The 23,705-nt window shown below is 70.0% G+C and carries 22 protein-coding genes; 15 read left to right on the top strand and 7 right to left on the bottom strand.

Annotation, left to right across the window (positions count from 1 at the left end; translation table 11 throughout):
• Positions 1-66 precede the first annotated feature (66 nt).
• Entirely contained in the window at positions 67-1,782 is a 1,716-nt protein-coding gene (locus VJN29_RS06085) for a formate--tetrahydrofolate ligase (RefSeq protein ID WP_324142691.1), read from the bottom strand.
• Positions 1,783-1,880: 98 nt separating this feature from the next.
• Here VJN29_RS06085 and VJN29_RS06090 point away from each other — a divergent pair, with 98 nt between their 5' ends.
• From VJN29_RS06090 to holA, 4 genes are all read left to right on the top strand, one after another.
• Positions 1,881-4,121, top strand: a complete 2,241-nt coding sequence (locus VJN29_RS06090) for an ATP-dependent DNA helicase (protein ID WP_324142692.1) — start codon at positions 1,881-1,883, stop codon at positions 4,119-4,121.
• 133 nt (positions 4,122-4,254) lie between these two features.
• A complete protein-coding gene (locus VJN29_RS06095; RefSeq protein WP_324142693.1) occupies positions 4,255-5,232 on the top strand; it encodes a phosphotransferase enzyme family protein in 978 nt (325 codons plus the stop codon).
• A 74-nt stretch (positions 5,233-5,306) separates the two neighbouring features.
• A complete protein-coding gene (locus VJN29_RS06100) occupies positions 5,307-5,477 on the top strand; it encodes a hypothetical protein (protein WP_324142694.1) in 171 nt (56 codons plus the stop codon).
• Between the two features lie 179 nt (positions 5,478-5,656).
• A complete protein-coding gene (holA, locus tag VJN29_RS06105) occupies positions 5,657-6,616 on the top strand; it encodes a DNA polymerase III subunit delta (RefSeq protein WP_324142695.1) in 960 nt (319 codons plus the stop codon).
• A gap of 118 nt (positions 6,617-6,734) precedes the next feature.
• Here the strand turns inward: holA and VJN29_RS06110 are convergent, their stop codons facing one another.
• Complete coding sequence (locus tag VJN29_RS06110) at positions 6,735-7,004, bottom strand: hypothetical protein (protein WP_324142696.1); 270 nt, start codon at positions 7,002-7,004, stop codon at positions 6,735-6,737.
• Positions 7,005-7,275: 271 nt separating this feature from the next.
• On the opposite strand from VJN29_RS06110, the gene rpsT reads away from it, so the two are divergent.
• Complete coding sequence (rpsT, locus tag VJN29_RS06115; protein ID WP_324142697.1) at positions 7,276-7,536, top strand: 30S ribosomal protein S20; 261 nt, start codon at positions 7,276-7,278, stop codon at positions 7,534-7,536.
• 66 nt (positions 7,537-7,602) lie between these two features.
• On the opposite strand, the gene VJN29_RS06120 is transcribed toward rpsT, so the two are convergent.
• On the bottom strand, positions 7,603-8,124 hold the full coding sequence (locus tag VJN29_RS06120) for a type II toxin-antitoxin system PemK/MazF family toxin (RefSeq protein ID WP_324142698.1): 522 nt from the start codon (positions 8,122-8,124) through the stop codon (positions 7,603-7,605).
• A 147-nt stretch (positions 8,125-8,271) separates the two neighbouring features.
• On the opposite strand from VJN29_RS06120, the gene VJN29_RS06125 reads away from it, so the two are divergent.
• Genes VJN29_RS06125 through VJN29_RS06135 form a run of 3 tightly spaced genes read left to right on the top strand, consistent with a single transcriptional unit; the run spans position 8,272 to position 11,944 of the window.
• Positions 8,272-9,303 carry an extracellular solute-binding protein gene (locus VJN29_RS06125; RefSeq protein ID WP_324142700.1) on the top strand — a complete coding sequence of 344 codons (1,032 nt, stop codon included), beginning with the start codon at positions 8,272-8,274 and terminating at the stop codon, positions 9,301-9,303.
• Between the two features lie 26 nt (positions 9,304-9,329).
• A complete protein-coding gene (locus VJN29_RS06130) occupies positions 9,330-10,910 on the top strand; it encodes an iron ABC transporter permease (RefSeq protein ID WP_324142702.1) in 1,581 nt (526 codons plus the stop codon).
• A gap of 20 nt (positions 10,911-10,930) precedes the next feature.
• Positions 10,931-11,944 carry an ABC transporter ATP-binding protein gene (locus VJN29_RS06135; RefSeq protein WP_324142703.1) on the top strand — a complete coding sequence of 338 codons (1,014 nt, stop codon included), beginning with the start codon at positions 10,931-10,933 and terminating at the stop codon, positions 11,942-11,944.
• Between the two features lie 119 nt (positions 11,945-12,063).
• On the opposite strand, the gene VJN29_RS06140 is transcribed toward VJN29_RS06135, so the two are convergent.
• Positions 12,064-12,417: a cupin domain-containing protein gene (locus VJN29_RS06140; RefSeq protein ID WP_324142704.1), complete on the bottom strand. Its 354-nt coding sequence runs from the start codon at positions 12,415-12,417 to the stop codon at positions 12,064-12,066.
• Between the two features lie 232 nt (positions 12,418-12,649).
• Between VJN29_RS06140 and lepA the strand changes: the two genes are divergently transcribed.
• The 3 genes from lepA (at position 12,650) to VJN29_RS06155 (ending at position 15,876) form a co-directional block, all read left to right on the top strand.
• A complete protein-coding gene (lepA, locus tag VJN29_RS06145; RefSeq protein WP_324142705.1) occupies positions 12,650-14,503 on the top strand; it encodes a translation elongation factor 4 in 1,854 nt (617 codons plus the stop codon).
• Between the two features lie 36 nt (positions 14,504-14,539).
• Complete coding sequence (locus VJN29_RS06150; protein ID WP_324142706.1) at positions 14,540-15,397, top strand: helix-turn-helix domain-containing protein; 858 nt, start codon at positions 14,540-14,542, stop codon at positions 15,395-15,397.
• 65 nt (positions 15,398-15,462) lie between these two features.
• A complete protein-coding gene (locus VJN29_RS06155) occupies positions 15,463-15,876 on the top strand; it encodes a VOC family protein (protein WP_324142707.1) in 414 nt (137 codons plus the stop codon).
• Positions 15,877-15,915: 39 nt separating this feature from the next.
• Here the strand turns inward: VJN29_RS06155 and VJN29_RS06160 are convergent, their stop codons facing one another.
• Entirely contained in the window at positions 15,916-16,203 is a 288-nt protein-coding gene (locus VJN29_RS06160) for a hypothetical protein (RefSeq protein ID WP_324142708.1), read from the bottom strand.
• Positions 16,204-16,222: 19 nt separating this feature from the next.
• Between VJN29_RS06160 and VJN29_RS06165 the strand changes: the two genes are divergently transcribed.
• Complete coding sequence (locus VJN29_RS06165; RefSeq protein WP_324142709.1) at positions 16,223-16,942, top strand: Gmad2 immunoglobulin-like domain-containing protein; 720 nt, start codon at positions 16,223-16,225, stop codon at positions 16,940-16,942.
• Positions 16,943-17,031: 89 nt separating this feature from the next.
• On the opposite strand, the gene VJN29_RS06170 is transcribed toward VJN29_RS06165, so the two are convergent.
• Entirely contained in the window at positions 17,032-17,847 is an 816-nt protein-coding gene (locus VJN29_RS06170) for a tyrosine-protein phosphatase (RefSeq protein ID WP_324142711.1), read from the bottom strand.
• A 259-nt stretch (positions 17,848-18,106) separates the two neighbouring features.
• On the opposite strand from VJN29_RS06170, the gene VJN29_RS06175 reads away from it, so the two are divergent.
• The 3 genes from VJN29_RS06175 to VJN29_RS06185 all read left to right on the top strand — a co-directional run bounded on the left by VJN29_RS06175 (position 18,107) and on the right by VJN29_RS06185 (position 22,734).
• On the top strand, positions 18,107-19,957 hold the full coding sequence (locus VJN29_RS06175) for a sialidase family protein (protein WP_324142712.1): 1,851 nt from the start codon (positions 18,107-18,109) through the stop codon (positions 19,955-19,957).
• An 88-nt stretch (positions 19,958-20,045) separates the two neighbouring features.
• Entirely contained in the window at positions 20,046-21,287 is a 1,242-nt protein-coding gene (hemW, locus tag VJN29_RS06180) for a radical SAM family heme chaperone HemW (protein ID WP_324142713.1), read from the top strand.
• A gap of 10 nt (positions 21,288-21,297) precedes the next feature.
• A complete protein-coding gene (locus tag VJN29_RS06185; RefSeq protein ID WP_324142714.1) occupies positions 21,298-22,734 on the top strand; it encodes an aldehyde dehydrogenase family protein in 1,437 nt (478 codons plus the stop codon).
• On the opposite strand, the gene VJN29_RS06190 is transcribed toward VJN29_RS06185, so the two are convergent.
• Positions 22,712-23,605, bottom strand: a complete 894-nt coding sequence (locus tag VJN29_RS06190) for a DUF3097 domain-containing protein (protein WP_324142715.1) — start codon at positions 23,603-23,605, stop codon at positions 22,712-22,714. The two genes, VJN29_RS06185 and VJN29_RS06190, sit on opposite strands and share 23 nt — an antisense overlap.
• Positions 23,606-23,705: the final 100 nt, after the last annotated feature.

Consider the following 23,705-nt stretch of genomic DNA (forward strand, 5'->3'; position numbering starts at 1 on the left):
CGGTCGGCCCGCCATGACGCGCTCGCGCCGGCGGCTCCCTCGAGTGCGTGGAGGATCCCGTCGCGGTCAGCTCAGGCCGGTGATGTTGCCGTCCGCGTCCACGTCGATCCGCTGCGCGTTCGGCGCTGCGGAGAGGCCCGGCATGGTCCGCATCTCGCCACAGATGGCGTAGACGTAGCCGGCGCCGACCGCCGCCCGCACCTCGCGCACCGGCATCCGCCAGCCCCGCGGGGCACCCTTGAGCGTCGGGTCCGAGGAGATCGACAGGTGCGTCTTGGCGATCACGACCGGCAGGCCGCCGAAGCCGAGGCGCTCGTAGTCCCGAAGGGCTCTCGTTGCAGCGGGGCTCACGTCGATGCCGTCCGCGCCGTAGATCTGCATCGCGATGGCCTCGATCTTCTGCTCGAGCGGCAGGTCCAACGGATACAGGAACTCGAAGCTCGTGTGCTCTCTGGCCGCCTCCATGACGACCTCGGCCAGCTCGATGGCGCCCGCCCCGCCCTCGGCCACGTGCCTGGTCACCGCGCTGCGCACCCCGATGCCGTTGCAGTAGCGCCGGATCACGTCGTGCTCGGAGTCGTGGTCCTGCGGGAAGGCGTTGATCGCGACGACCGGCTGCACGCCGAACCGGCGCACGATCTCGATGTGCTTGCGGAGGTTGGGCAACCCGGCCTGCACGTCAGTCGGGTTCTCGTCGAGCAGTCCGGGAGGCAGGGGCTTGCCCGGCCGGATGACGTAGTTGCCCGAGTGCGACTTGAGCGCGCGCACCGTGACCACGATGACCGCCACGTCGGGCTTGAGTCCGCTCACGCGGCACTTGACGTTGAAGAACCGCTCCGCGCCCATGTCCGCGCCGAACCCGGCCTCGGTGATGGCGTAGTCACTGCCCTGGATCGCGATGAGGTCGGCCGTGACGGACGAGGTGCCGGTCGCGATGTTGCCGAACGGTCCGCAGTGGATGATCGCCGGACCGCCTTCGAGGGTCTGCAGCAAGTTCGGCTTGATCGCGTCCTTGAGCATCGCGGCCATCGCGCCCGCTGCGCCGAGGTCCTCCGCCGTCACGCTCTTTCCCTCGGTCGTGTACCCGATGACGATGCGGCCGAGGCGCTGTCGCAGGTCGGTGAGCGACTTGGCCAGCGTGAGCAGCACCATGATCTCGCTGGCGGCCGTGATGTCGAAGCCGGACTCGCGGGGCACGCCGTCCTCCCGGGCACCCAGGCCGACGACGATGTTGCGCAACGACCGGTCGTTGACGTCGAGGACGCGGCGCCAGGTGATGTTGCGGACGTCGATGCCGAGCGCGTTGCCCTGGTGGAGGTGGTTGTCGACCATCGCGGCGAGCAGGTTGTGCGCTGCAGTGATGGCGTGGAAATCGCCCGTGAGGTGCATGTTGAGCCGCTCCATCGGGACGACCTGGCTGTACCCGCCGCCCGCGGCGCCGCCCTTGATGCCGAACGTCGGGCCCATCGACGGCTGTCGCAGCGCCACGACCGCCCGTTTGCCGAGCCGCTGGAGGCCCTGCGCCAGGCCCACCGACGTGGTCGTCTTCCCTTCACCGAGTGGCGTGGGCGTCACTGCCGTGACGACGACGTACTTCCCGGCCGATCCCGTATGCCGCTGGGCTGGCTCGTCGAGGAACGCGAGGTCGATCTTGGCGACGTCGCGCCCGTAGGGCTCGAGGTGTTCGGTCGAGATGCCGAGCTGGGCGCCGATCTCGTCCATCGGCCGCAGGGTTGCCGCGGAGGCGATGTCGAGGTCCGAGGGAAACGACGTGGTGGTCATGATCCGATCCAACCGCACCTTGGCGGGTCGCGGCGGGTTCTCCACAGAGGCGGAGAGGCGTGGCCGGAGTCGACGTCGCGCGGGAATACCCTGACGCAATGGCCCCGCGACCGACGCTCGACCAGCTCCTGCATGCAGCCGTGGCCGCAGTTGGGGGGCAGGAGCGCCCGGGGCAGGTGGAGATGGCGCGAGCCGTGACCGTTGCGATCGAGCGGGACGAGCACCTGCTCGTCCAGGCGGGCACCGGGACCGGCAAGTCCCTGGCCTACCTGGTGCCTGCGGTGGCTCACTCCTTCGACACCGGACGGCCCGCAGTCGTGGCGACGGCCACGCTGGCCCTGCAGGCGCAGATCGTCGACCGCGACATGCCTCGTGTGGCGACCGCACTGGAGCCCCTTCTCGGCAGGCGCCCGACCTATGCCCTCGTCAAGGGGCGCCGCAACTACGTGTGCGTCAACAAGCTGGAGGGTGGCTTCCCGGACGAGGATGACGGGCTGCTCTCGGTCGGTGCTGTCGACGCGAGCGCCGGCCGGCTCGGACAGGAGGTCGTGCGACTGCGCGCCTGGGCGTCCGAGACGGAGTCGGGTGACCGGGACGAGCTCGTGCCGGGGGTGCCGGAGCGGGCCTGGCGCCAGGTCTCTGTCTCCGCGCACGAGTGCCTGGGCAGCAGGTGCCCCTTCGTCGCGGAGTGCTTCGTCGAGCGGGCCAGGGCGGCTGCCAAGGATGTCGACGTCATCGTCACGAACCACTCGTTCATGGCGATCGATGCGTTCGAGGGGCGGCAGATGCTCCCGGAGCACGACCTTCTCGTCATCGATGAGGCCCATGAGCTCGTCGACCGCGTGACCGCGACGATCACCGATGAGCTCACCGGAGCGATGGTGAGGACCGCGGCGAAGAAGGCCGGTCGCCTATCGGAGAACACCCAGCCGCTCGACGAGGCGGGCGACCTGCTCAGCTCGGCTCTCGACCCGCTGGAGGACGGCCGGCTCATCGGGCTGCCCGAATCGGTGTCCCTCGCGCTGGCGCGCATCCGCGACTCGGCCCGCGTCGTCCAGTCCGATCTCAAGCCGACCCCCGGGCAGGATGCGGACGGTGCCCAGCAGGTCGCCCGCGCCGCGGTCGAGGAGGTGCACGAGAACGCGGAGCGGATCCTCGAGGAGCGAGAGCTCGACGTCGTCTGGCTCGGCCAGGACCCACGACGCGGGCCGGTCCTGCGGGTCGCCCCGATGAGCGTTGCCATGCTCGTGCGCGACAAGATCTTCAGTGACCGCACCGTGGTGCTCACCTCTGCCACCCTCGAGCTCGGGGGCACCTTCGATGCCGTTGCCGGAACGATCGGGCTGCGAGGCGAGGGCGGGCCGGAGTGGCGTGGGCTGGACGTGGGCAGTCCGTTCAACTACCCGAAGCAGGCCATCGCCTACGTGGCCGCCCACCTGCCACCTCCCGGGCGGGACGGCGCGAGTGACGAGAGCCTGGCCGAGATCGAGCAGCTCGTCCGGGCAGCGGGAGGCCGGACCCTGGGGCTGTTCTCGTCAATGCGAGCGGCCCAGACCGCCGCCGAGGTCATGCGTGCCCGGCTCGGCAAGGACATCCCGGTCCTCTGCCAGGGGGAGGACCAGATCTCCACGCTCGTGCGCCAGTTCGCCCGCGAGCCGCGCACGTGCCTGTTTGGCACCTTGACCTTGTGGCAGGGCGTGGACGTGCCGGGCTCGTCGTGCCAACTGGTCATCATCGACCGCATTCCGTTCCCGCGGCCCGACGACCCGCTCGCGTCGGCGCGATCGCAGGCCATCGCGCGGATGGGCGGGAACGGCTTCATGGCCGTCTCTGCCACCCACGCCGCGCTGCGCCTCGCCCAGGGTGCCGGCCGCCTCGTGCGCCGAGGCGACGACCGCGGCGTGGTCGCGTTCCTCGACTCGCGGATGATGACGGCGCGATACGCCGGCTTCCTCCAGCGGTCCCTCCCGCCCTTCTGGCCGACGACCGACAAGGCGATGGTCCTCGCGGCGCTGACGCGGCTGGACGAGACGGCCCCCGCGCCTCTGCCAGTCGAGGAACCGGCCCTGCGCTCGCTGACGGGGGCCCGCACCGACCAGGACGGGACGGAGCACCCGCGCCCCATCGCGCCTCCACCCCCAGTCGCCGACTCGGCGCGGAGCGGTGTGACGAGCGGTCACGCCTGGACCGACGAGCAGGACGAGGAGCTCCGTGACGCGGCCGAGTCCGGGATGCTCCTCGACGAGCTCGTCGACCACTTTGAGCTTCCCGAGGCAGCCATCGCGGCACGTGCCGACCAGCTCGGCCTCAAGCTGGCGACGGGCCAGCTGTTCGACTGACCGCACTGCCAACTCGAACGCAGGTTGCCTGCCTAAGCCCGTGTGACCATGCCGGGGAGGTCACCGGCCGAACAGTGCTGCCGTGTCGGTGGAACGGACTGTTGGGTCCTCCCACACCGGGCACAGTAGGGGGATGGTGACCAGACGCGCGGAGCTGGCCCGGCTCCGTCAGGTGGCCGTGGCGGCGCTTGCCCGGTATCCGCTTGCGGCGGGTCGGCTTGCCTTCGTCTCCCATGGCGAGAACACCACGTTTCGGCACGACGGCGCCGACGGCAGCCACCTCGTGCGGGTGCACCGGCCGCGACGACACGGCCGCGCGGTCGACTCGGCGGCGGCGATCCGTTCCGAGATTGACTGGCTTCGGGCCATCCGGAAGGACACGGATCTGGCCGTTCCAGAACCGGTCGCGGCCCTCGACGGTGCGCCGACCGTCACGGTGGGCGTGGAGGGTGCGACCCGGGTCTGCTCCGTGCTGCGCTGGATGGACGGGCGCATCCATGAGACGTCTGCTCGTCCGGTACACCTGCGCCGGCTGGGGGACGCGATGGCCTGCCTGCACGACCACGCCGACGGGTGGCGGCCGCCGGCCGATTTCGTGCGCATCCGGTGGGACCACGAGGCCTTCTTCGGGGACGTCATGATTTATGGCGGTATCCCGGCGGCCGCGTGCTGGGACCTTCTGCCCGAGGAGGTCCGTGCGCGGTTCCGGGCGGTGGATGAGCGCATGGTCGGCATCTTCGCGGCCGTCGGCGACGCCGGGCTCATCCATGCCGATCTGCATCTCGGCAATGCGCTCTTCCATCGCGGCGCGGTCAAGCTCATCGACTTCGACGACTGCGGGACGGGGCCCCGCCTCTACGACCTCGCCGTCGCCCTGTGGGAGCTGCGGGATGGTCCCGACTATCCGGCGTTCCGGGACGCGCTCTTGTCGGGCTACCGTGCCCGGCGAGACGTCGACGTCAGGCACCTGGACGACTTCATCGGCCTCCGCCAGGTGGCGTTCGACCTGTGGTACACCGGCACCGCTCAGGTCAACAGCGCGTTCTCCGCGCGCCTTGACCGGGTCCACCGGTGGTCACTCGCGATGCTCGACCTGGTACAGACCCCCTGATGCGCTGTGGCCACGTTGGTCCCTGCCAGTCAACCGAGAGGGAGAGCCATACGAACGACGTAGGTGGGCCATGGATGTGGTCCGAACACGGAGTCGCCAACGGGACGTGGTTGGAAGGCACGAGCGGCTCGGCGAAGGGCCAGCGCACGGCTCCGTCGAAGGGCACTGGGGAGGTGCGCATCCAGCGCGTCCACGACCGCGCAAGCCACCGGCTACGGCACGACACGCCCGTCAACGTCACCTGACCCATGCGACTTACCGTGCCAGCGGCGGTGAATGAAGCCGAGCCCGCGCCGCGAGTCATGTCATGGCCGTTCACGGCGCCAGTTCGGCAGTGGCACCACGAACATGGCGTCTCCGTGGCTCGCCACTCGGTACGAACGGGGAGATCGAACTGTCAGAACCGCATGGCAGGGTTGGCGCCATGACCGATGCGGCCGCCCCCTCTCTCGTCCTCGTCAGTGGTCCTGAGGAAGTGCTCGTCGAGCGGGCTGTCGCGAGCGTTGTGACACGGGCCAAGGCGGTGGGCGCCGAGGTGATCCGGGTCGACGCCGCCGGCTACGAGCCCGGCTCGCTCATCCTCCACGCGAGCCCGTCCCTCTTCGGCGGGACCAAGTGCATCGTCGTCAAGGGGCTCCACGAGGCGCCGGACGAGCTCCAGCTCGACCTGCTCACCCTGCTTGACGCGCCCCTGGAGGACGTGTCCCTCGTGGTGTCCCATGGGGGTGGGATGAAGGGCAAGAAGGTCCTCGACACACTCAGGAAGCAGCGCGCAGCGATCTTCGAGTGCCCAGCGATCAAGTCCGACCGCGACAAGTCCGACTTCGTCATGAAGGAGTTCGCGGAGGCGCGGCGCAGGATCACGAGCGACGGTGTCCGGGCCCTCGTCGAGGCCGTTGGCAAGGACCTGCGCGAGCTCGCCGCGGCCTGCAGCCAGCTCATGGCGGACACCGAGGGCACCGTCGATGACGCCATCGTCGACACCTACCACGGCGGCAAGGTGGAGGCCAGCGGCTTCCGGGTCGCCGACGCAGCGATCGCCGGCCAGGCCGGCGAGGCGCTTCGGCTGCTCCGCCACGCCATCGCCACCGGGCTGGACCCGGTGCCCATCGTGGCGGTGCTCGCCTCCCAGCTGCGCCAGCTGATCAAGGTCGGCTCGGCCGGGCGGGGCAGCTCCGCGCAGGTCGCCAAGTCCTTGGGCCTGGCGCCTTGGCAGGTCGACCGGGCCCGTCGTGCCGTGGCGCACTGGAGCCCAGAGGGCCTGGCGGTCGCCGTACAGGCCGTCGCGGCCGCCGACTTCGAGGTCAAGGGTGGTGGGCGAGATCCCGTGTACGCAGTGGAGCGGGCGATCCTCACCATTACCCGAGCCCGGGCGGCGCAGTGACTCGCCACAGCCGCACGTGACCGCCTCCTGGGTGCGATCGACACCTGACTACGCGCGGGAGCCGAGCCTTGGACATCCGGACAAGGTGGTCGGACAGTAGTACTTGGCGAGTGCGAGGTCACCCCTCCGCGAACCGTGTCTCCAGGTACGGGTGGGGACCATTGACGACGAGATCTTCGCCGATGACGACCCGTCCAGCGTCGATGACGACCACTCCGCCGTCGCGGCCGATGAGCTGGACCGGCTTGCCGACGACCGTCAGCGTGCCGTCCGGGGCGAAGAATCGTGTGTCGGCCTGCTTTTCGATCGGCAGTCGCGGATGAAGTCGTCCGGGACCGTGTCGACGGACGTGAAGCGGTCGATGACCGGGCCGTCTGGCGCGCGGCAACGGCTGCAGCTCCCCCAGGGGATGGGCTGCCCTTCGAAGTATCCGGCGTGTCCGGCCAGTGGACAGGCGATCCGCCCAGAAGCCAGAAGGCACCCGGCCGGTTTGGCTGGGTGCTCGCCACGCTGGTAACTTTGTGCCTTGCGTGCGCGCTCAGGTCGTGCGCGCATGCATGCACCATCCAGAGCGGCTCACGCAAGGGTGCCCCACGCCCGGTCCCGAGCAGCTTTGCCGCCCTCTAACGGCAACCATTCCGACCCAGAAAGTACATCACGTGGCAAACATCAAGTCGCAGCTCAAGCGCATCAAGACCAACCAGAAGCGCACCGAGCGCAACAAGGCGGTCAAGAGCGAGCTTCGCACGTGGGTCCGCAAGTTCCGCGAGGCTGCCGCCTCCGGCGACAAGGACGCCGCCGCCGACGCCCTGAAGACCGCCTCGAAGAAGCTCGACAAGGCCGTGTCGAAGGGTGTCATCCACAAGAACCAGGCCGCCAACAAGAAGTCGACCATGGCCAGGAAGGCCGCGTCCCTCTGACGCGACCATCGAACGCTTCACCGAGCCCCTCGCCCGATCGGGTGGGGGGCTCAGTGCATACCGGGCTCAGGTGTAGTGCGTGCGCACGGCCGCGATGACGTCCTCGTAGCGGTCGCGTGACAGGACCGCGCCCTCCCGGCGCACGTGTGCCGGGTCGAGTCGGAGCAGGCGGTTGACGCGCACCTCGCTCGGGCGTTTGCGGTGGTCCCAGGCCCCGGTCCCGATGTCGACCCACTCGCGACCGACGCGACGCTCCTGGTTCGCGTCCCTGTCGTGGTCCTGGCTCGTCAGCTGCAGCCCGATGAGCTGGTTCCCTTCCCGCCCGATGACGAGGACGGGACGGTCCTTGCCGCGGGTGTGGTCCTCCTCGTAGGGCACCCAGGACCAGACGATCTCACCCGGGTCCGGCGCGCCGTCGGAACGCGGGGCGTACGTCATGTCGGGCAGCGTCGTCGCGTCTCCGACATAGGGGGCGTATGCCGCTGGGCTCGCTTTCGACGCCTGCCGGGCGGGTGCCCGGCCACGCTTCGTCGTCGCTCGGGTGAGGCTGCGCAGTGCAGCCTTGATCCGTCCAAGGGTCGACGACATGGAGTCACCGTAGTGTCCCGTCGTCATGGGCGAGTCCGGCGCCGGTCGGCGGGTCGTTGTTCCGCTTTGAGGAACAGCTGTCGAGGCACCACTCGGGGTGCACTAAGGTAAGCATGTCCTAACTTGACCCTGTGGCAGGAGCAGCACGTGCACCTTCGTCGTTTCCTCACCGCGTCCGTCGCGGCGCTCGCCGTTCTTGGTGCCGCAGCGTGCGGTGGCAGCGACGGCCCGACAGACACGACCGAGGGTGCGGACCTGGTCATCTACAGCGGCCGCAGCGAGGCGTTGGTCGCCGGTGTGCTGGAGGACCTGGAGCAGCAGACCGGGGTGAAGGTGGGGGTCCGCTATGCGGGCTCGAGTGAGCTTGCGGCCCAGCTGCTCGAGGAGGGCGACGCGACCAAGGCCGACGTCTTCTTCAGCCAGGACGCCGGCGCCCTGGGGGCGCTCGCGAAGGCGGGCCGGCTCGAGCCGCTCGACCCGGCGGTGTCGGAGCAGGTCATCGACGGCTTCGCGGACCCCAACGGGCTCTGGGTCGGGACGTCGGCTCGGGCCCGGGTCATCGCGTTCAACCCTGAGCAGGCTCCAGAGGTCGAGCAGATGACCTCGGTCGACGAGGTGCTCGACCCCAGGTACAAGGGGAAGATCGGCTACGCGCCCTCCAATGCCTCCTTCCACGCCTTCGTCACCGCGCTGCGCGTCGCGAAGGGCGAGGACGGGGCCAAGGAGTGGCTGACGAAGTTCAAGGCGAACGAGCCGCGCAAGTACGACAACAATGTTCTCGTCCTGGACGGAGTCGACAAGGGCGAGGTCGCGCTGGGTCTGATCAACCACTACTACTGGTATGAGCGGGTCGCCGAGAAGGGCGCCGACGCGGTCACGGCCAAGATCCACTTCCTCGATGCCGACGACCCGGGCGCCCTCATCAACGTCGCGGGCGTTGGGATCCTCAAGGGCACCGACCAGAAGGAGGCCGCCGCGAAGGCGGCGAGCTACCTGCTGTCCGAGGAGGCGCAGCAGTACTTCGCCGACGAGACGGCGGAGTATCCGGTCATCGAGGGCATCGCCTCGAAGCACGACCTCCCGCCGCTCGCTGACCTGAGGAAGTCGAGCATCGACCTCAACGACCTCGACTCGTTGGAGACCACCCTGGCCATGCTGGGCGAGGTGGGACTGACCTGAGCGAGCTGACGACGACCGAGCGCCCGGTGGCCGACCCTGCCACCGGTCCGGTCGGCGCTGCCACGGCTCGTGCGGGCCTCGGACGTCCTCCGTGGTGGCTCGTCCTCCCGGCTATCGCGGGTGCGGCGCTCGCCGTGCTGCCGCTCGGGTACCTGCTGGCGCGCACCTTCGAGGCTGGCCCGAACCGGATCCTCGAGATCCTGGGCCGTCCCGGAACGCTGCCTCTGATCGGCCGCAGCCTGGGGCTGGCCGCCGTTGTGACCGGGCTGTGCCTGTTCATCGGGATCGGTCTGGCCGCACTCGTGACCCGCACCGCGATGCCGGCACGTCGGTCCATCGCGGTGCTGGCGCCGCTGCCGCTGGCCATCCCGAGCTACGTGGCCGCGTTCGCCTGGGTGGCCGCCGTCCCGTGGGCGCGCGGCTTCATGGGTGCGGTCATCGTGCTGACCGCCTGCACCTACCCGTACGTGTACCTGCCGGTGATGGCCGCGATGCGGTCGGTGGACCCGGCGCAGGAGGAGGTCTCCCGCAGCTTGGGAAGGTCCGCGTGGCGCACCTTCTGGACCGTGACGGCGCGGCAGGTGTGGCCGGCGGCGGCGTCGGGTGGCCTGCTCGTGGCGCTCTACACGCTCAGTGATTTCGGCGCAGTCTCGATCCTGCAGTACGACGTGTTCACCCGGGTCATCCACACCTCCTACACCGCGACCTTCGACCGGACGCCCGCCGCGGTCCTCTCGACGCTGCTGGTCGTCATCACGGTGATCATCGCCGTGGGGGAGCGGTGGACCCGCCGGCCGGTCGAGCACACCCGGATTGGTGGTGGGGTCTCGAGGCGACCTGAGCTGCAGCGGCTCGGCCCGCTGGGACCGGTCGCGTCGGGGCTCGCCGGGGTCCTGCTCGTCGTCGCCCTGGCCTTCCCGGTCGCGTCGCTGCTCTACTGGTTCGCGACCGGCCTGTCCGCCGGCATCGACACCGAGCGGCTGCTGACGAGCACCGGGACGACGCTGTTCCTGGCCGTCCTCGGCGCCGTGGCGACCATGGCCCTGGCGATCCCGATCGGGGTCCTCGTGGCGCGGCACCGCAGCCGGTCGAGCGCCGTCATCGAGACCGCGACCTGGGCTGGTCATGCGCTGCCGGGCATCGTCGTCGCGCTCGCCCTCGTCTTCTTCGGCGTCCGGGTTGCCCAGCCGATCTACCAGCAGACGCCGCTGCTGCTCATCGCCTATGCGGTCCTCTTCCTTCCGGCCGGCATCGGTGCGGTGCGGGGTGCCGTGGCGATGAGCCCTCCGCGGATCGAGGAGGTCGCCCGGTCCCTCGGCAGCGCACCGCTGACGGTGCTGCGGCGGGTCACCATCCCGCTCGCCGCCCCCGGCATCGCCGCGGGAACCGCCCTGGTCATGCTGACGATCATGAAGGAGCTGCCCGCGACGCTGCTCCTGCGCCCCACCGGCGCCAACACCTTGGCCACCAGCCTGTGGACCGAGACGGGCGTGGCCGCCTACGCGGCCGCCGCGCCCTATGCGCTCGCCCTCGTCCTGCTCGCCGTGCTGCCCACGCTGTGGCTCATGCGGACGCAGGGCCGATTCACCGCAACGGAGGACCTGTGAGTGAGGTAAAGCTCTCTGGCGTGTCGAAGGACTTCGGCTCGACGACCGCGCTGGCGGACGTGGACCTGACCGTGTCCTCGGGCGAGCTCACGGCGGTCCTCGGGCCGTCCGGTTGTGGCAAGACGACGCTGCTGCGGATCGTTGCCGGGTTCATCCGCCCCGACCGGGGCCGGGTGGAGATCGAGGGCCGCGCGGTCGTCGACGAGGTCAGCGTCGTCGCGCCCGAGCGGCGCGGCGTGGCCGTCGTGCCGCAGGAGGGCGCGCTCTTCCCGCACCTCGACGTCGCCCGGAACGTCGGCTACGGCCTGCCCCGCTCGGGTGCGAGCCGACGGCGGGTCGACGAGATGCTCGAGCTCGTCGGCCTCGCCGGACTCGGCACGCGCCGGCCCGACCAGCTCTCCGGTGGCCAGCAGCAGCGGGTCGCCCTGGCCCGGGCGCTGGCCCCCAGCCCACGAGTCGTCGTGCTCGACGAGCCGTTCTCCGCCCTCGACGCCGGACTGCGCGCCCAGGTCCGTGACGAGGTGAGCCAGGTGCTGCGGACCATAGACGCCACCGCCATCATCGTCACGCACGACCAGGAGGAGGCCCTGTCCATGGCCGATTCGGTCGCCGTCATGGAGGCCGGCCGGCTCGTCATGCACGGCAGCCCGACGGAGGTCTACTACCGACCCGTCGACCTCGACGTCGCCCGCTTCGTCGGTGACCTCGTCGAGCTGCCCGGCACCAAGTCCGGCCCCACCGTCGACACGGTCCTGGGCCGGCTCCCGATCCACGGCAGCGTGCTGCCCGCCGACGGCCCGGTCGTCGCCGTCGTCCGTCCGGAGCAGATCCGGGTCGACGCCCGGGTCGAGCGCGGAGCAACGGGCGCCCATGTCGACGACGTCAGCTTCTTCGGGCACGACGCCCTGGCCCGCCTGACCGTCCGGTCCGGCGACGTCCCGGTCCGGGTCCTGGCCCGGACGGTCGCACCGCTCCAGCGCGGCGACGACGTCGCCATCCGCGTCATCGGCCCGGCCCTCGTCTACCCCGCCTGACCCATCGATCGAGTGAACCGCTTTCGGGCCGATCTCGACTCGTCCCTGCCCGAAAGCCGTTCACTCGATCGTGGGAAAGGCGTCAGGGCAGGGCGTCGCACGGCAGGGCGGTGGAGCGGTCACTCGAGCCACTCGGTGACGAACTCGGAGTTGGCGTGGATGTGCACGGCCTCGTAGCCCCCGGGGCCGGTCCGGAAGCGGTGCGGCGTCTGCGCCGGGACGACGAGGACCTGGCCGCCGCGGCCGATGATGTGGCGCGCGTCCTCGCCCGCACCGACGGTGAAGGTCGCTGAGCCGCGGCGGATGATGAACGTCTCCGCGTAGGGATGCCGGTGCAGCCGCGGCCCGACGCCCTCCTTCGTCGTCGACTCGAGGATGATCGAGATGCCTGCGCCGCCAGGGAGCCGCTCGTAGTTCTCGGTCCACTCCTCGCCGTCCTCTCGCCCATCAGCGCGGGTGATCAGGGTCTCCATGGGTCTTCCCCTCTCGTCGCGGTCGGTCGTCCACCAACCTCTCACCCGGACGTCGATCGGCTCGAGACCTTTTCGACCCGTTCGGTCACCGGCGTGCGGGAGCCAGCCCAGCGGCATACGTGAAAAGCGGTCCGGCAAAGCGTGGGAGACTGACCCACGGGACCGTGGCGCACCGCTACGCCCCCGACAGACCATCCCCACGACCTGCGAGGTTCTTCCCACCGTGTCGCCCATGGCCCGCTCCGCGTTGGCGCCCCACGCAACGCCGCCGGACCTGATCCGCAACTTCTGCATCATCGCGCACATCGACCACGGCAAGTCGACCCTCGCCGACCGGATGCTCCAGCTGACCGGGGTGGTGGAGGCGCGTCAGATGCGTGCGCAGTACCTCGACCGGATGGACATCGAGCGCGAGCGGGGCATCACCATCAAGAGCCAGGCGGTGCGGATGCCCTGGGCTGTCGAGCGGGACGGGGCCGAGTCGACCTTTGCGCTGAACATGATCGACACGCCCGGCCACGTCGACTTCACCTACGAGGTCTCGCGCAGCCTCGCCGCCTGCGAGGGCGCCGTGCTGCTCGTCGACGCCGCGCAGGGGATCGAGGCGCAGACCCTCGCGAACCTCTACCTGGCGATGGAGAACGACCTCACGATCATCCCGGTCCTCAACAAGATCGACCTGCCCGCCGCACAGCCGGAGAAGTACGCCGAGGAGCTGGCCAAGCTCATCGGCGGCGACCCCGCCGACTGCCTCCGCGTGTCCGGCAAGACCGGGGAGGGGGTCGAGCCGCTGCTCGACCAGATCGTCGCCCAGATCCCGCACCCCGTCGGTGACTCGGACGCACCCGCCCGGGCGATGATCTTCGACTCCGTCTACGACACGTACCGGGGCGTGGTCACCTACGTCCGCGTCGTCGACGGCAACCTCAACCCGCGTGAGCGCATCGTCATGATGTCGACCAGGGCGACGCACGAGCTGCTCGAGATCGGCGTCATCAGCCCCGAGCCGATCCCGTCCAAGGGCCTCGGCGTGGGCGAGGTCGGCTACCTCATCACCGGCGTCAAGGACGTGCGCCAGTCCCGGGTCGGTGACACGGTGACCAATGCGAGCAAGCCGGCCAAGGCGTCGCTCGGCGGGTACCGCGATCCCAAGCCGATGGTCTTCTCCGGGCTCTACCCGCTCGACGGGTCCGACTACCCCGACCTGCGCGACGCCCTCGACAAGCTCAAGCTCAACGACGCCGCGCTCGTCTACGAGCCGGAGACGTCGGCCGCGCTGGGCTTCGGCTTCCGGTGCGGCTTCCTCGGCCTGCTCCACCTCGAGATCGTCCGCGAGCGGCTCGAGCGGGAGTTCAACCTCGACCTCATCTCGACCCAGCCCAACGTCGTCTACGACGTGATGATGGATGACGGATCCGAGGTCCACGTCACCAACCCGAGCGAGTTCCCCGAGGGCAAGATCGCCTCGGTGAGCGAGCCGATCGTCCGGGCGACGATCCTCGCCCCGAGCGAGTTCATCGGGGCGATCATGGAGCTCTGCCAGCAGAAGCGCGGGCAGCTGCGCGGCATGGACTACCTGTCCGAGGACCGGGTCGAGATGCGCTACACGCTGCCGCTTGCGGAGATCGTCTTCGACTTCTTCGACCAGCTGAAGTCGCGGACCCGTGGTTATGCCTCGCTCGACTACGAGCCCGACGGCGAGCAGGTCGCCGACCTCGTCAAGGTGCAGATCCTCCTGCAGGGCGAGCCCGTCGACGCCTTCTCGGCGATCGTCCACAAGGACAAGGCGTACTCCTACGGCGTCATGATGGCGACCAAGCTCAAGGAGCTCATCCCGCGGCAGCAGTTCGAGGTGCCGATCCAGGCCGCGATCGGCTCCCGGATCATCGCCCGCGAGAACATCCGCGCGATCCGCAAGGACGTGCTCGCCAAGTGCTACGGCGGCGACATCAGCCGCAAGCGCAAGCTGCTCGAGAAGCAGAAGGAGGGCAAGAAGCGGATGAAGATGGTCGGGCGCGTCGAGGTCCCGCAGGAGGCGTTCATCGCCGCGCTCTCCAGCGACGGCGGCGACCAGGCGAAGAAGTAGCCGCGCCGACGTCAACCCCGCCGTTACGGTGGAGTGGTGCCGCCCCATGCCGAGCACCACGAGCACGTCGTCAGCCCGGCCCTTGCGCCGTGGGTGGAGCGTGCGGTGGGCTACCGACTGTCCGGCTTCCGACCGGGAGTCCATGTCGGTATGCCGTCGGGCTCGCTCACGCTCGTCATCCCCCTCGATGCCCCGCTGACCGTGTCAGACCCGCCGGGTGACCCCAGTGCCTACGGCTCTGTCCTCGCCGGGCTGTCGGCCGCGCCGACCCATGTCCACCACGACGGCAACCAGCACGGCGTGCAGCTCGCGCTCCGCCCGGGAGCGGCGCGGGCCATCTTCGGCTGCCGGGCGGCGGAGCTCGCGGACGGGTCTTTCGAGCTCGCTGACGTCCTCGGCGCAGATGCGGAGCGGCTGCGGGAGCGGCTCCACGAGACGGACTCGTGGGGCCGGCGCCTCGAGCTCGTCGAGCAGCTGCTTCTCGCCCGGCTCGGGGACAGCCGTACTGGGGGAGGGCGCGACAGCGTTCCCCGCGGCGAGGTGGCCGAGGCGTGGCGGCTCATCCGCCGCAGTCGCGGATCGGTCGCGATCACCGACGTCGCGCGCCACCTCGGCTGGTCCATGCGCCACCTCCAGCAGCAGTTCTCGGCCGAGTTCGGCCTGGCCCCGAAGGCGGTTGCGAAGGTGAGCAGGTTCGAGAGGTCGGTGCGGCTCGTCGCCTCAGGTGGCACCCCGCTCGCCGACGTGGCCGTTGAGTGCGGCTATGCGGACCAGGGCCATCTGACGCGTGACTGGCGCGCCCTCGCCGGGACGTCGCCGGCGCGGTGGCGGCGCCAGGACGCCCTCGCGAAGGCCACTCGCGAGACCGACCCGGCACAGCGGCATACGGCCTGATCTGCTTGCTGGTGTGGTTCGCATTCGTCCAAGACCCGGCGCCCGCTCCGTGGGAGCGTTTCGTCATGGCTACTCAGACACAGGGAACCACCACCCGCACTGACCACAACATCTGGGCGGGGATCAGCTACGACGACGCAGTCGGGGCACGGGCCTGGCTGCGGGCGCTCGGCTTCTCGGACGGCATCCTCATGCAGGACCATGACGGAACCGTGACCCACAGCGAGATGATGTGGCCGGAGGGCGGCCGAGTCATGGTCCACTCGAGCGGCAAGGAGAACGACGCGTTCGCGACGCCCCCTGGTGGGGCCAACGTCTATGTCGTCGTGGACGACCCCGACGCGGTGTGGGCGCGTGCCCAGGAGCTGGCCGCGAAGGTCGTCCGGCCGATGGAGGACACGGACTACGGCTCACGCGGCTTCTCCATCGCCGACGGCGAGGGCAACCGCTGGAGCTTCGGCACCTACGCCGGCGGGTAGCCCGCTCGCGCGCAGAAAGGCGGACCTTCGACTCTGGCGTCACCACACCAGCAGCGCTGCACTGGAAGTGAGGGACTCGAGGACAGGAGGGGCCATGGAGGCCAAGGGACGGCGTGCGATGCGGATGTGGATGGGGGTCCTCGCCGTAGCCCTCGTCGCTCTGGCAGGGTGCGGCAGGTCGCCGGCCACCCCGGGAGCAACGGCGACCGTCGCCCCCACCTCCACATCGACGTCCCCGACAACCGAACCGAGCACAGAACCGAGCACGAGCACATCGGAGCCCACGACGACCCCGACCTCGCCGCGCCCGACGACCTCGCCGACCACCCGCACGATGCTGACCGGGATGCCGGTCTACTTCGTCGGTGCAAGTTCAGGCCCTGGGCTCAAGCTCTACCGCGAGTTCCGAACCGTTCCCCGTATCGATGGACCGATCTCGTCGACGATCTCGGCGATGACCCGCCTCACGCCAATGGACCCGGACTACGTCAACCCGTGGCGTTCGGCCAGCTGGGTGAAGGTGTCCGACGAGGCCGCCACCCTCACTGTGGACATATCGGCCGACGCCTTCCGCAACACGAACGTCGGCAGTGAGCTGGCCTCGGTGGCAGTCCAGCAACTCGTGTACACCGCGCTCGCAGCGGGGGAGGTCACGGGCAACGACGCGCACTCGGTGGTCATCACGGTCAACGGCGGTAGGTACGACGCATGGGGTGCCGTTCACCTCGAGGGTCGCTGGCAGCGCGCTCCCATGGTTGAGGTACAGGCGCAGTCCTGGATCGTCGAGCCGCAGGAGGGCGCCGCGGTGCGAGCCGGCACGGTGCAGTTCACGGGCTACGGAACCTCATTCGAGGCGACGTTCAGGTGGCGAGTCCTTGGCATGGACAACCGGACCAACCTCAGTGGCACCGCGATGGGTGGCTCAATGGGGACCTTCGGGCCCGTGCGGTTCTCCGCCAAGCTCTCGCCCGGCTTGTACCTCGTGGAGCTGTATACGGACGACCCGTCCGGGAGTGCGGAGGGCGACGGACCAGCCGTGGACACCAAGCAGTTCACCGTGAGGTGAGCTGATCGGTTCGAGGTGATCGGTTCGAGGTAACAATCCGCTCCATGGAGCCGTGGAATACCTCGAACCGGGTGCTGGCTGGCGTCGGCTCAGTCGAGCAGTTTGCGGCGCATCCGGTCGGTGTCCCGGCTCGTCCAGCCCTGGTCGCTCAGCCAGCAGTGGACGCCCCCGTGCCGCGTCTCGAGCGCGCCCAGCAGCATCCGCATCGTGTCGGTCGTCGGTGACTGCTGCGCGACGGTCTTGTTCCGCATGTTCTCGGCGTAGGCCGGCTTGAGGCGCAGCCGCTCGAGGATCAACGGGACCTTCTGCGCGGAGGCGGCGAAGTCGGCGATCACGACGTCGTCCGGCACGCCGACGATCTTGAGGGCGAGGCCGATGATGGTGCCCGTCCGGTCCTTGCCGGCCGCGCAGTGCACGATGGCTGCGCCCTCGCTGCTGGCGATGGCGTGCAGGGCGGCGACGACGGAGTCCGGCCGCGTCGAGAGATACGACAGGTAGTGCTCGGACCAGAACTCGTCGTGGCTCCGGCGGCGCTTCTCGCGCTCCCCCCGTCGCGCCGCTGCCTCGGCCTCGTCCCGCTCCCACGGGAGCACGCGCTCCGCCGCCGGGATGCCGGACTCGTCGCTTTCCTCGCGGTAGAGGGTGAAGTGGTGGTGGTGCACCGCCGTGGCGCGGAGCGGTCCGTCTCCCTCCTTGGCCACCTCGACGTGGGTGCGCAGGTCGACGACGTCGGTCAGGCGGTACTCCTCGAGCAGCGCCGTGACCGAGGGCGCTGCCAGGTCCTGCAGGTTGTCGGACCGCAGCAGGCGGCGGTGGCGGACGACCTCGCCGCCATCGGTCGGCAGACCGCCGAGGTCGCGCATGTTGACGACGCCGCTGAGGTCGATCCAGCTTGGTTGGTACACCCTTACGACGATAGGCGATCCGGCTGGATCGCTTGCCTCGCCCTCGTGGCCAGCCACTGCGGCTCATCTTCGCGGCAGCACCTTGCGGCGCTCCTCGTCCGGAGGCGGGCCGCCAACGGGTGGCTTCGAACGCCTCGGGGGGTTGCTCGGCGCTCGTTGCGGTTGCACGATGCTCAGTGCGACCACCGCGGCCAGACAGGCAACACCTGTGCCGACCGGGGCGCGCCGCGCATGCCTGTTCCCACTACCTAGGAGTGCCATGCGCATCACACGGTTGGCTGCCTTCACCGCAGCCGCTGCAATCGCTGTACTGGTTCCGGGGCTGGCCCAGGCCGCCCCTGTCACACCCGGTGGCTCCACCGAGGTGACCGTCGGAAGCAATGACAACCTGTTCTCGCAGAACAAGCAGAACGAGCCCGGCCTCACCGTCAGTCCGATCACTCCGGGACTCCTGGCGGCGGGTGCCAACGACAACATCGACATGGAGGCCTGCAACGCCGGTGACGACCGCACCTGTCCGTTCACCCCGGGCGTCGGCGTGTCCGGGGTGCAGTTCTCGACGGACAACGGCGTGAGCTGGCTGCAGCCGGAGTACACGGGATTCTCGGCACGGACGGCACCGAGCTGTCTCGGCGTGGAGGATCTCTCGCCCGGCGTACCGCCGCCCGGCGACACGGGGTGCGTCCCTGACCCGTCCGGGCCGATCGGGACGCTGCCCGGCTACTTCGAGGCCGGCATGGTCTCCAACGGCGATCCGGAGCTCGTGTTCGGGCCCCAGCCCGCAGCGGACGGCTCGTTCTCCTGGGCCAATGGCCAGCGCCTGTACTACTCGAACATCGCCACGCCCTTCCCCGGTCGCGCACCGTTTGCCGGTGCGGCAGCGATCGCGGTGTCCCGGACCGACGACCTCGCAGGCGCCATCGCCGGCGAGAACTCGGCGTGGATGCCCCCGGTGGTGGTCACGAGGCAGAACTCCGCCCTGTTCAGCGACAAGGAGCAGATCTGGGCGGACAACGCGGAGTCCAGTGCCCACTTCGGCAACGTCTACGTGTGCAACGTCGGCTTCCGCGGCGCCGCGGGGTCCGAACCGGTCCTGTTCGCCCGGTCGACCGACGGTGGCGACACGTGGCGGACCCGGCAGCTGACCGCCGCCACGAACAACAACCAGACTGGTGGGCGCCAGGGCTGCGCCATCCGTACGGACAGCGAGGGTGTGGTCTACGTCATCTGGGGTGGCACCGACATCCTCACCCGTGGCAGCGTCCTCTTCCAGGCCCGCTCGTTCGACGGCGGCGCCAGGTTCGAGCGTCCGAGGGTCATCGCGACCCAGGCGGGAATCGGCCAGTTCGACCCGGTGCAAGGCCGCTTCACCATCGACGGCATCGCCGGCGCCCGGACGAACACCTTCCCGAGCTTTGACATCGCCAACGGCGCCCCGTCAGGCGCTGACGCCACCGACCAGATCGTCGTCACCTGGTCGGACGACCGGGCCGGGCAGAACCAGGAGCGGGCCCTCGTCATCACGTCGACCAACGGCGGTGGCTCGTACACCGGTCCCGCGGGCGTCAGCGACGCTGGGGACCGGGCGAACTTCCCCGCCATCGCGATCTCGCCCGATGGCACCGACGTCTGGCTCACGTACAACGCCTGGCTCGATCCGTGGCGTGCCAACACCACGGCATCCCGTCGGGTGCTCGGCGTGGTGAAGCACGCGGAGGTCTCGGCTTCGGGTGCCATCTCGAGCTGGACCACCGAGCACCGTGGTGGCGTGGGCGACGGCCGCGCGTCGAGCGCAAACGGCCTCACCTCGGAGTTCCTCGGCGACTACAACTACGCGGTCGCCACGAGGGACTTCGGCTACGCCGTCTGGAACGACATGCGAAATGGCGAGGTGTGCACGGCGATCAACACCTACCGCCAGGCGTTCTTCGAGGACGTCGTCGCAGGTGATGTTGCGCCCATCGTCGGCGACGAGAAGGAGGACCTGGAGCAGGCGGCCGAGCTACCGGCCACGCACTCGACCGCACTGCGTCCGGGCCCCAACAACGACTGCCCGTCGCGGTTCGGGAACTCCGACATCTTCGGAGGTACGTTCAGCGACGACAGCTGAGTCCAACGGAGGCGGCGCCGTCCCATCGACGGGACGGCGCCACCTCGCCGCGCGGAGAGTTGCCTCCCGAGGCTGAGACAATGGCCGTATGCCGCCCAGCTCGCTCCCTGACGGAGATGCCGCCCCCGCGTCGGGCGAGCTTCCGAGCTCGGCCCTGGCGGGCCTCGCCACCACGGACCTGGGCATCTACGTCCACGTGCCGTTCTGCCGGATCCGGTGCGGCTACTGCGACTTCAACACCTACACGCTGACCGAGCTGGCCGCCCGCGACGGGTCGGGGCCGTCCATCGGCCTCGACACCTATGCCGACGCCGCGCTCGCGGAGCTGGACCTGGCCCGGACCGTGCTCGGGGCCGACTCACCCATGATCTCAACGGTCTTCGTGGGTGGTGGAACTCCCACGATGCTGAGGTCAAGCGACCTCGTGAGGGTGCTCAGCGGCATACGGACTCGTTTTGGGCTCGCACCCGAAGCGGAGGTCACGACGGAGGCCAACCCCGACTCCGTGACACCCGACTCGCTGGCCGAGCTCGCGGCCGGAGGCTTCACCCGAGTGTCGCTGGGGATGCAGTCGGCGGTGCCGCACGTGCTCGCGACCCTCGAGCGCACCCACGACCCCGACAACGTCGCGCGCGCTGTCGATGCGGTCCGGGCAGCCGGGATGCAGGTCAGCGTGGACCTCATCTACGGGACGCCGGGGGAGTCGCTCGACGACTGGCGACGCAGCCTCGACGTGGCCATCGCGATGGAGCCCGACCACATCTCCGCCTACGCGCTCGTCGTCGAGGAGGGGACCAAGCTGGCCGCCCAGGTGCGGCGCGGCCAAGTGCCGATGCCGGAGGACGACGACGAGGCGGACAAGTACGAGCTCGCGGACGAGGTGCTGTCGGCGGCCGGCTACGACTGGTACGAGGTGAGCAACTGGTCCCGGACGGAGCAGGCCCGATGCCGGCACAACGTCGCATACTGGTCGGGGGCGAACTGGTGGGGGGTCGGCCCCGGCGCGCACAGCCACGTCGGCGGAGTGCGCTGGTGGAACGCCAAGCACCCCGCTGCCTACGCGGCCCGGTTGGCGGCGGGCCAGTCGCCGGCGCAGGGTCGGGAGACCCTGACCGGGGTGCAGCGCTACGACGAGACTGTGCTGCTCAGCACACGGATCATCGAGGGGCTTCCGCTTGACTACCTGCGAGTATCAGGACGTGCCGCCGTTGCGGGACTGATCGCCGACGGGCTCGTCGATGGACCGGCGGCGGTGGGCGGCGGCCGGGTCGTACTGACCCGACAAGGCCGGTTGCTCGCCGACACGGTCGTGCACCGACTGATCACGTGACAGGAGCAGGATGACCCAGACGATCCAACCACCAGTGGCAGGGGCCGACGGCCCGGACCCGCTCGACGCCGCCCGCCTGGTCGACGAGCTCCGAGGTGTGTTCGGCACCGGCGTGACCAAGCCGCTCGCCTGGCGAAGGGCCCAGCTGACGGGACTGCGACGGATGCTCTCGGAGCAGGAGGGCGCCTTCATCGAGGCGCTCGACGCCGATCTCGGCAAGCACGCGAGCGAGTCGTGGATCACCGAGCTCGGGTTCACGTCCAACGAGATCACCCACGTCCTCAAGGAGCTGAAGTCCCGGACCCGGCCACGGTCGGCTCCGTTGCCGCTCTGGATGCGGCCGGCCCGCGCGAAGGTGGTGCGCGAACCCCTGGGCGTCGTGCTCGTCATCAGCCCCTGGAACTACCCGGTCCAGCTCGCCCTCGCTCCCCTCGCCGGTGCGCTGGCTGCAGGCAACGCGGTCGTCCTCAAGCCGAGCGAGCTGGCCCCGGCGACGTCGGCCACGCTGGCTCGGCTGCTGCCCCGCTACGTCGACCCCGCGGCGGTTCGCGTCGTCGAGGGTGGCGTCCCGGAGACGACCGAGCTGCTGACACAGCCGTGGGACCACATCTTCTTCACCGGCAACGGCACCGTGGGGCGGGTCGTTCTCGAAGCGGCGGCTCGCCACCTCACGCCGGTGACGCTCGAGCTCGGTGGCAAGTCGCCGGCGTTCGTCGATGAAGGTGTGGACCTGGACACGGCCGCCCGCCGCATCGTGTGGGGCAAGTTCACCAACGCGGGGCAGACCTGCGTGGCACCCGACTACGTCATCGCCACCCGACCCGTGCTGGACGCGCTGAAGCCATTGCTGGACAAGGCGATCCGCGACTTCTACGGAGAGGACCCCGCACAGTCGGACGCCTACGGGCGCATCATCAACGAGCGCCACTTCGGCCGGATCTCGCGCCTCATCACGGGGGACCACGTGGTCCGGGGAGGTGGCACTGACTCCGGGTCCCGCTACATCGAGCCGACCGTGCTCGATGGCGTCGACGGTGACCACCTGGCCATGCAGGAGGAGATCTTCGGTCCGATCCTGCCCCTCATCGAGGTCAGCGGCGTCGACGCAGCGGTCGAGTTCATCAGCGCGAGGGACAAGCCGCTCGCCCTCTACGTGTTCACCTCCCGCGGCGAGACGAAGCGCCGCTTCATCCGTGACACCTCGTCGGGGGCACTGGCGTTCAACGCGCCGTTGGTCCACATGGGGGCACCGTCCCTGCCCTTCGGCGGAGTCGGTGCAAGCGGGATGGGCAAGTACCACGGTGAGGAGTCGATCGCGCTCTTCAGCCACGCCAAGCCGGTGCTGGACGTGCCGGCGAAGCCCGACCTCCTCGCGGCCATCTACCCGCCGTTCACCTCGATCAAGGAGACGCTCGTGCGGCGCTTCATCGTGCCGCCACGTCGGTGACGAAGTCGATGAGCTCCTCGACGCTGGCCAGGAGGGCCGGCTCCAGGTCGGCGTAGGTCCGCACGGTGCCGAGGATCCGCTTCCAGGCCTGGGCGATGTCGGCCTGTGACTCGTGGGGCCAGCCCAGCGCCGCGCAGATCCCGTGCTTCCACGACAGCCCTCGAGGGATGACGGGCCACTGCTCCCACCCCAGGCGTGCGGGTCGCACCGACTGCCAGACGTCGACGTAGGGGTGCCCGAGGATCTTGACGTGGTCGTTGAGCCCGGGCAGCGCCCGGGCCTGCGCCACGATCCGGGCCTCCTTGGTGCCCGGCACGAGGTGGTCGACGAGCACGCCGAGCCGCCTGCCGGAGCCCGGCTGGAACTCGGCGACGATGCCGGCCAGGTCGTCGACGCCGTCCATCATCTCGACGACGACGCCCTCGATGCGCAGGTCGTCGCCCCACACCTTCTCGACGAGCTCGGCGTCGTGGCGGCCCTCGACGTAGATGCGAGAGCCGCTGGCCACCCGCGCGGCGGCCCCAGGCACGGCGACGGACCCGCTCGCCGTACGGGACTGTGCCTGGCGCCTGGCGTCCAGAGCGGCCGAGGCGGCCGCGAGGGGCTTGGTCAGCGTGACCGGCCTACCGTCGACGAGGAATCCGGGCCCGAGCGGGAACGCCCTCACCCGCCCGCGGCGGTCCTCGAGCGTGACGACGTGCATGCCGCCGGCCTTCTCCACCCGCACGACGGCGCCGACCCAGCCGGTCTCGACCTCCTCGACGACGACCCCCGGCTCGGCGGGCACGTCGACCGAGCGCCCCCGCCGGGGCGCTCGCCAGTCGCCGGAGAGGACGTCGGAGCCGTAACGATCGTGGTGCGACACGATCATGGAGCGTATGCCGCTGGGCTCGCTCCCAGCCGGACCGCCACGCGGGTGCCCGCCCTCCTCTCGTCGAGTGTGCACTTCGTGCCGCCCCGCCCGCCCTCCT

It is taken from the genome of Intrasporangium sp. (genome assembly GCF_035280925.1).
GTDB lineage: Bacteria > Actinomycetota > Actinomycetes > Actinomycetales > Dermatophilaceae > Intrasporangium.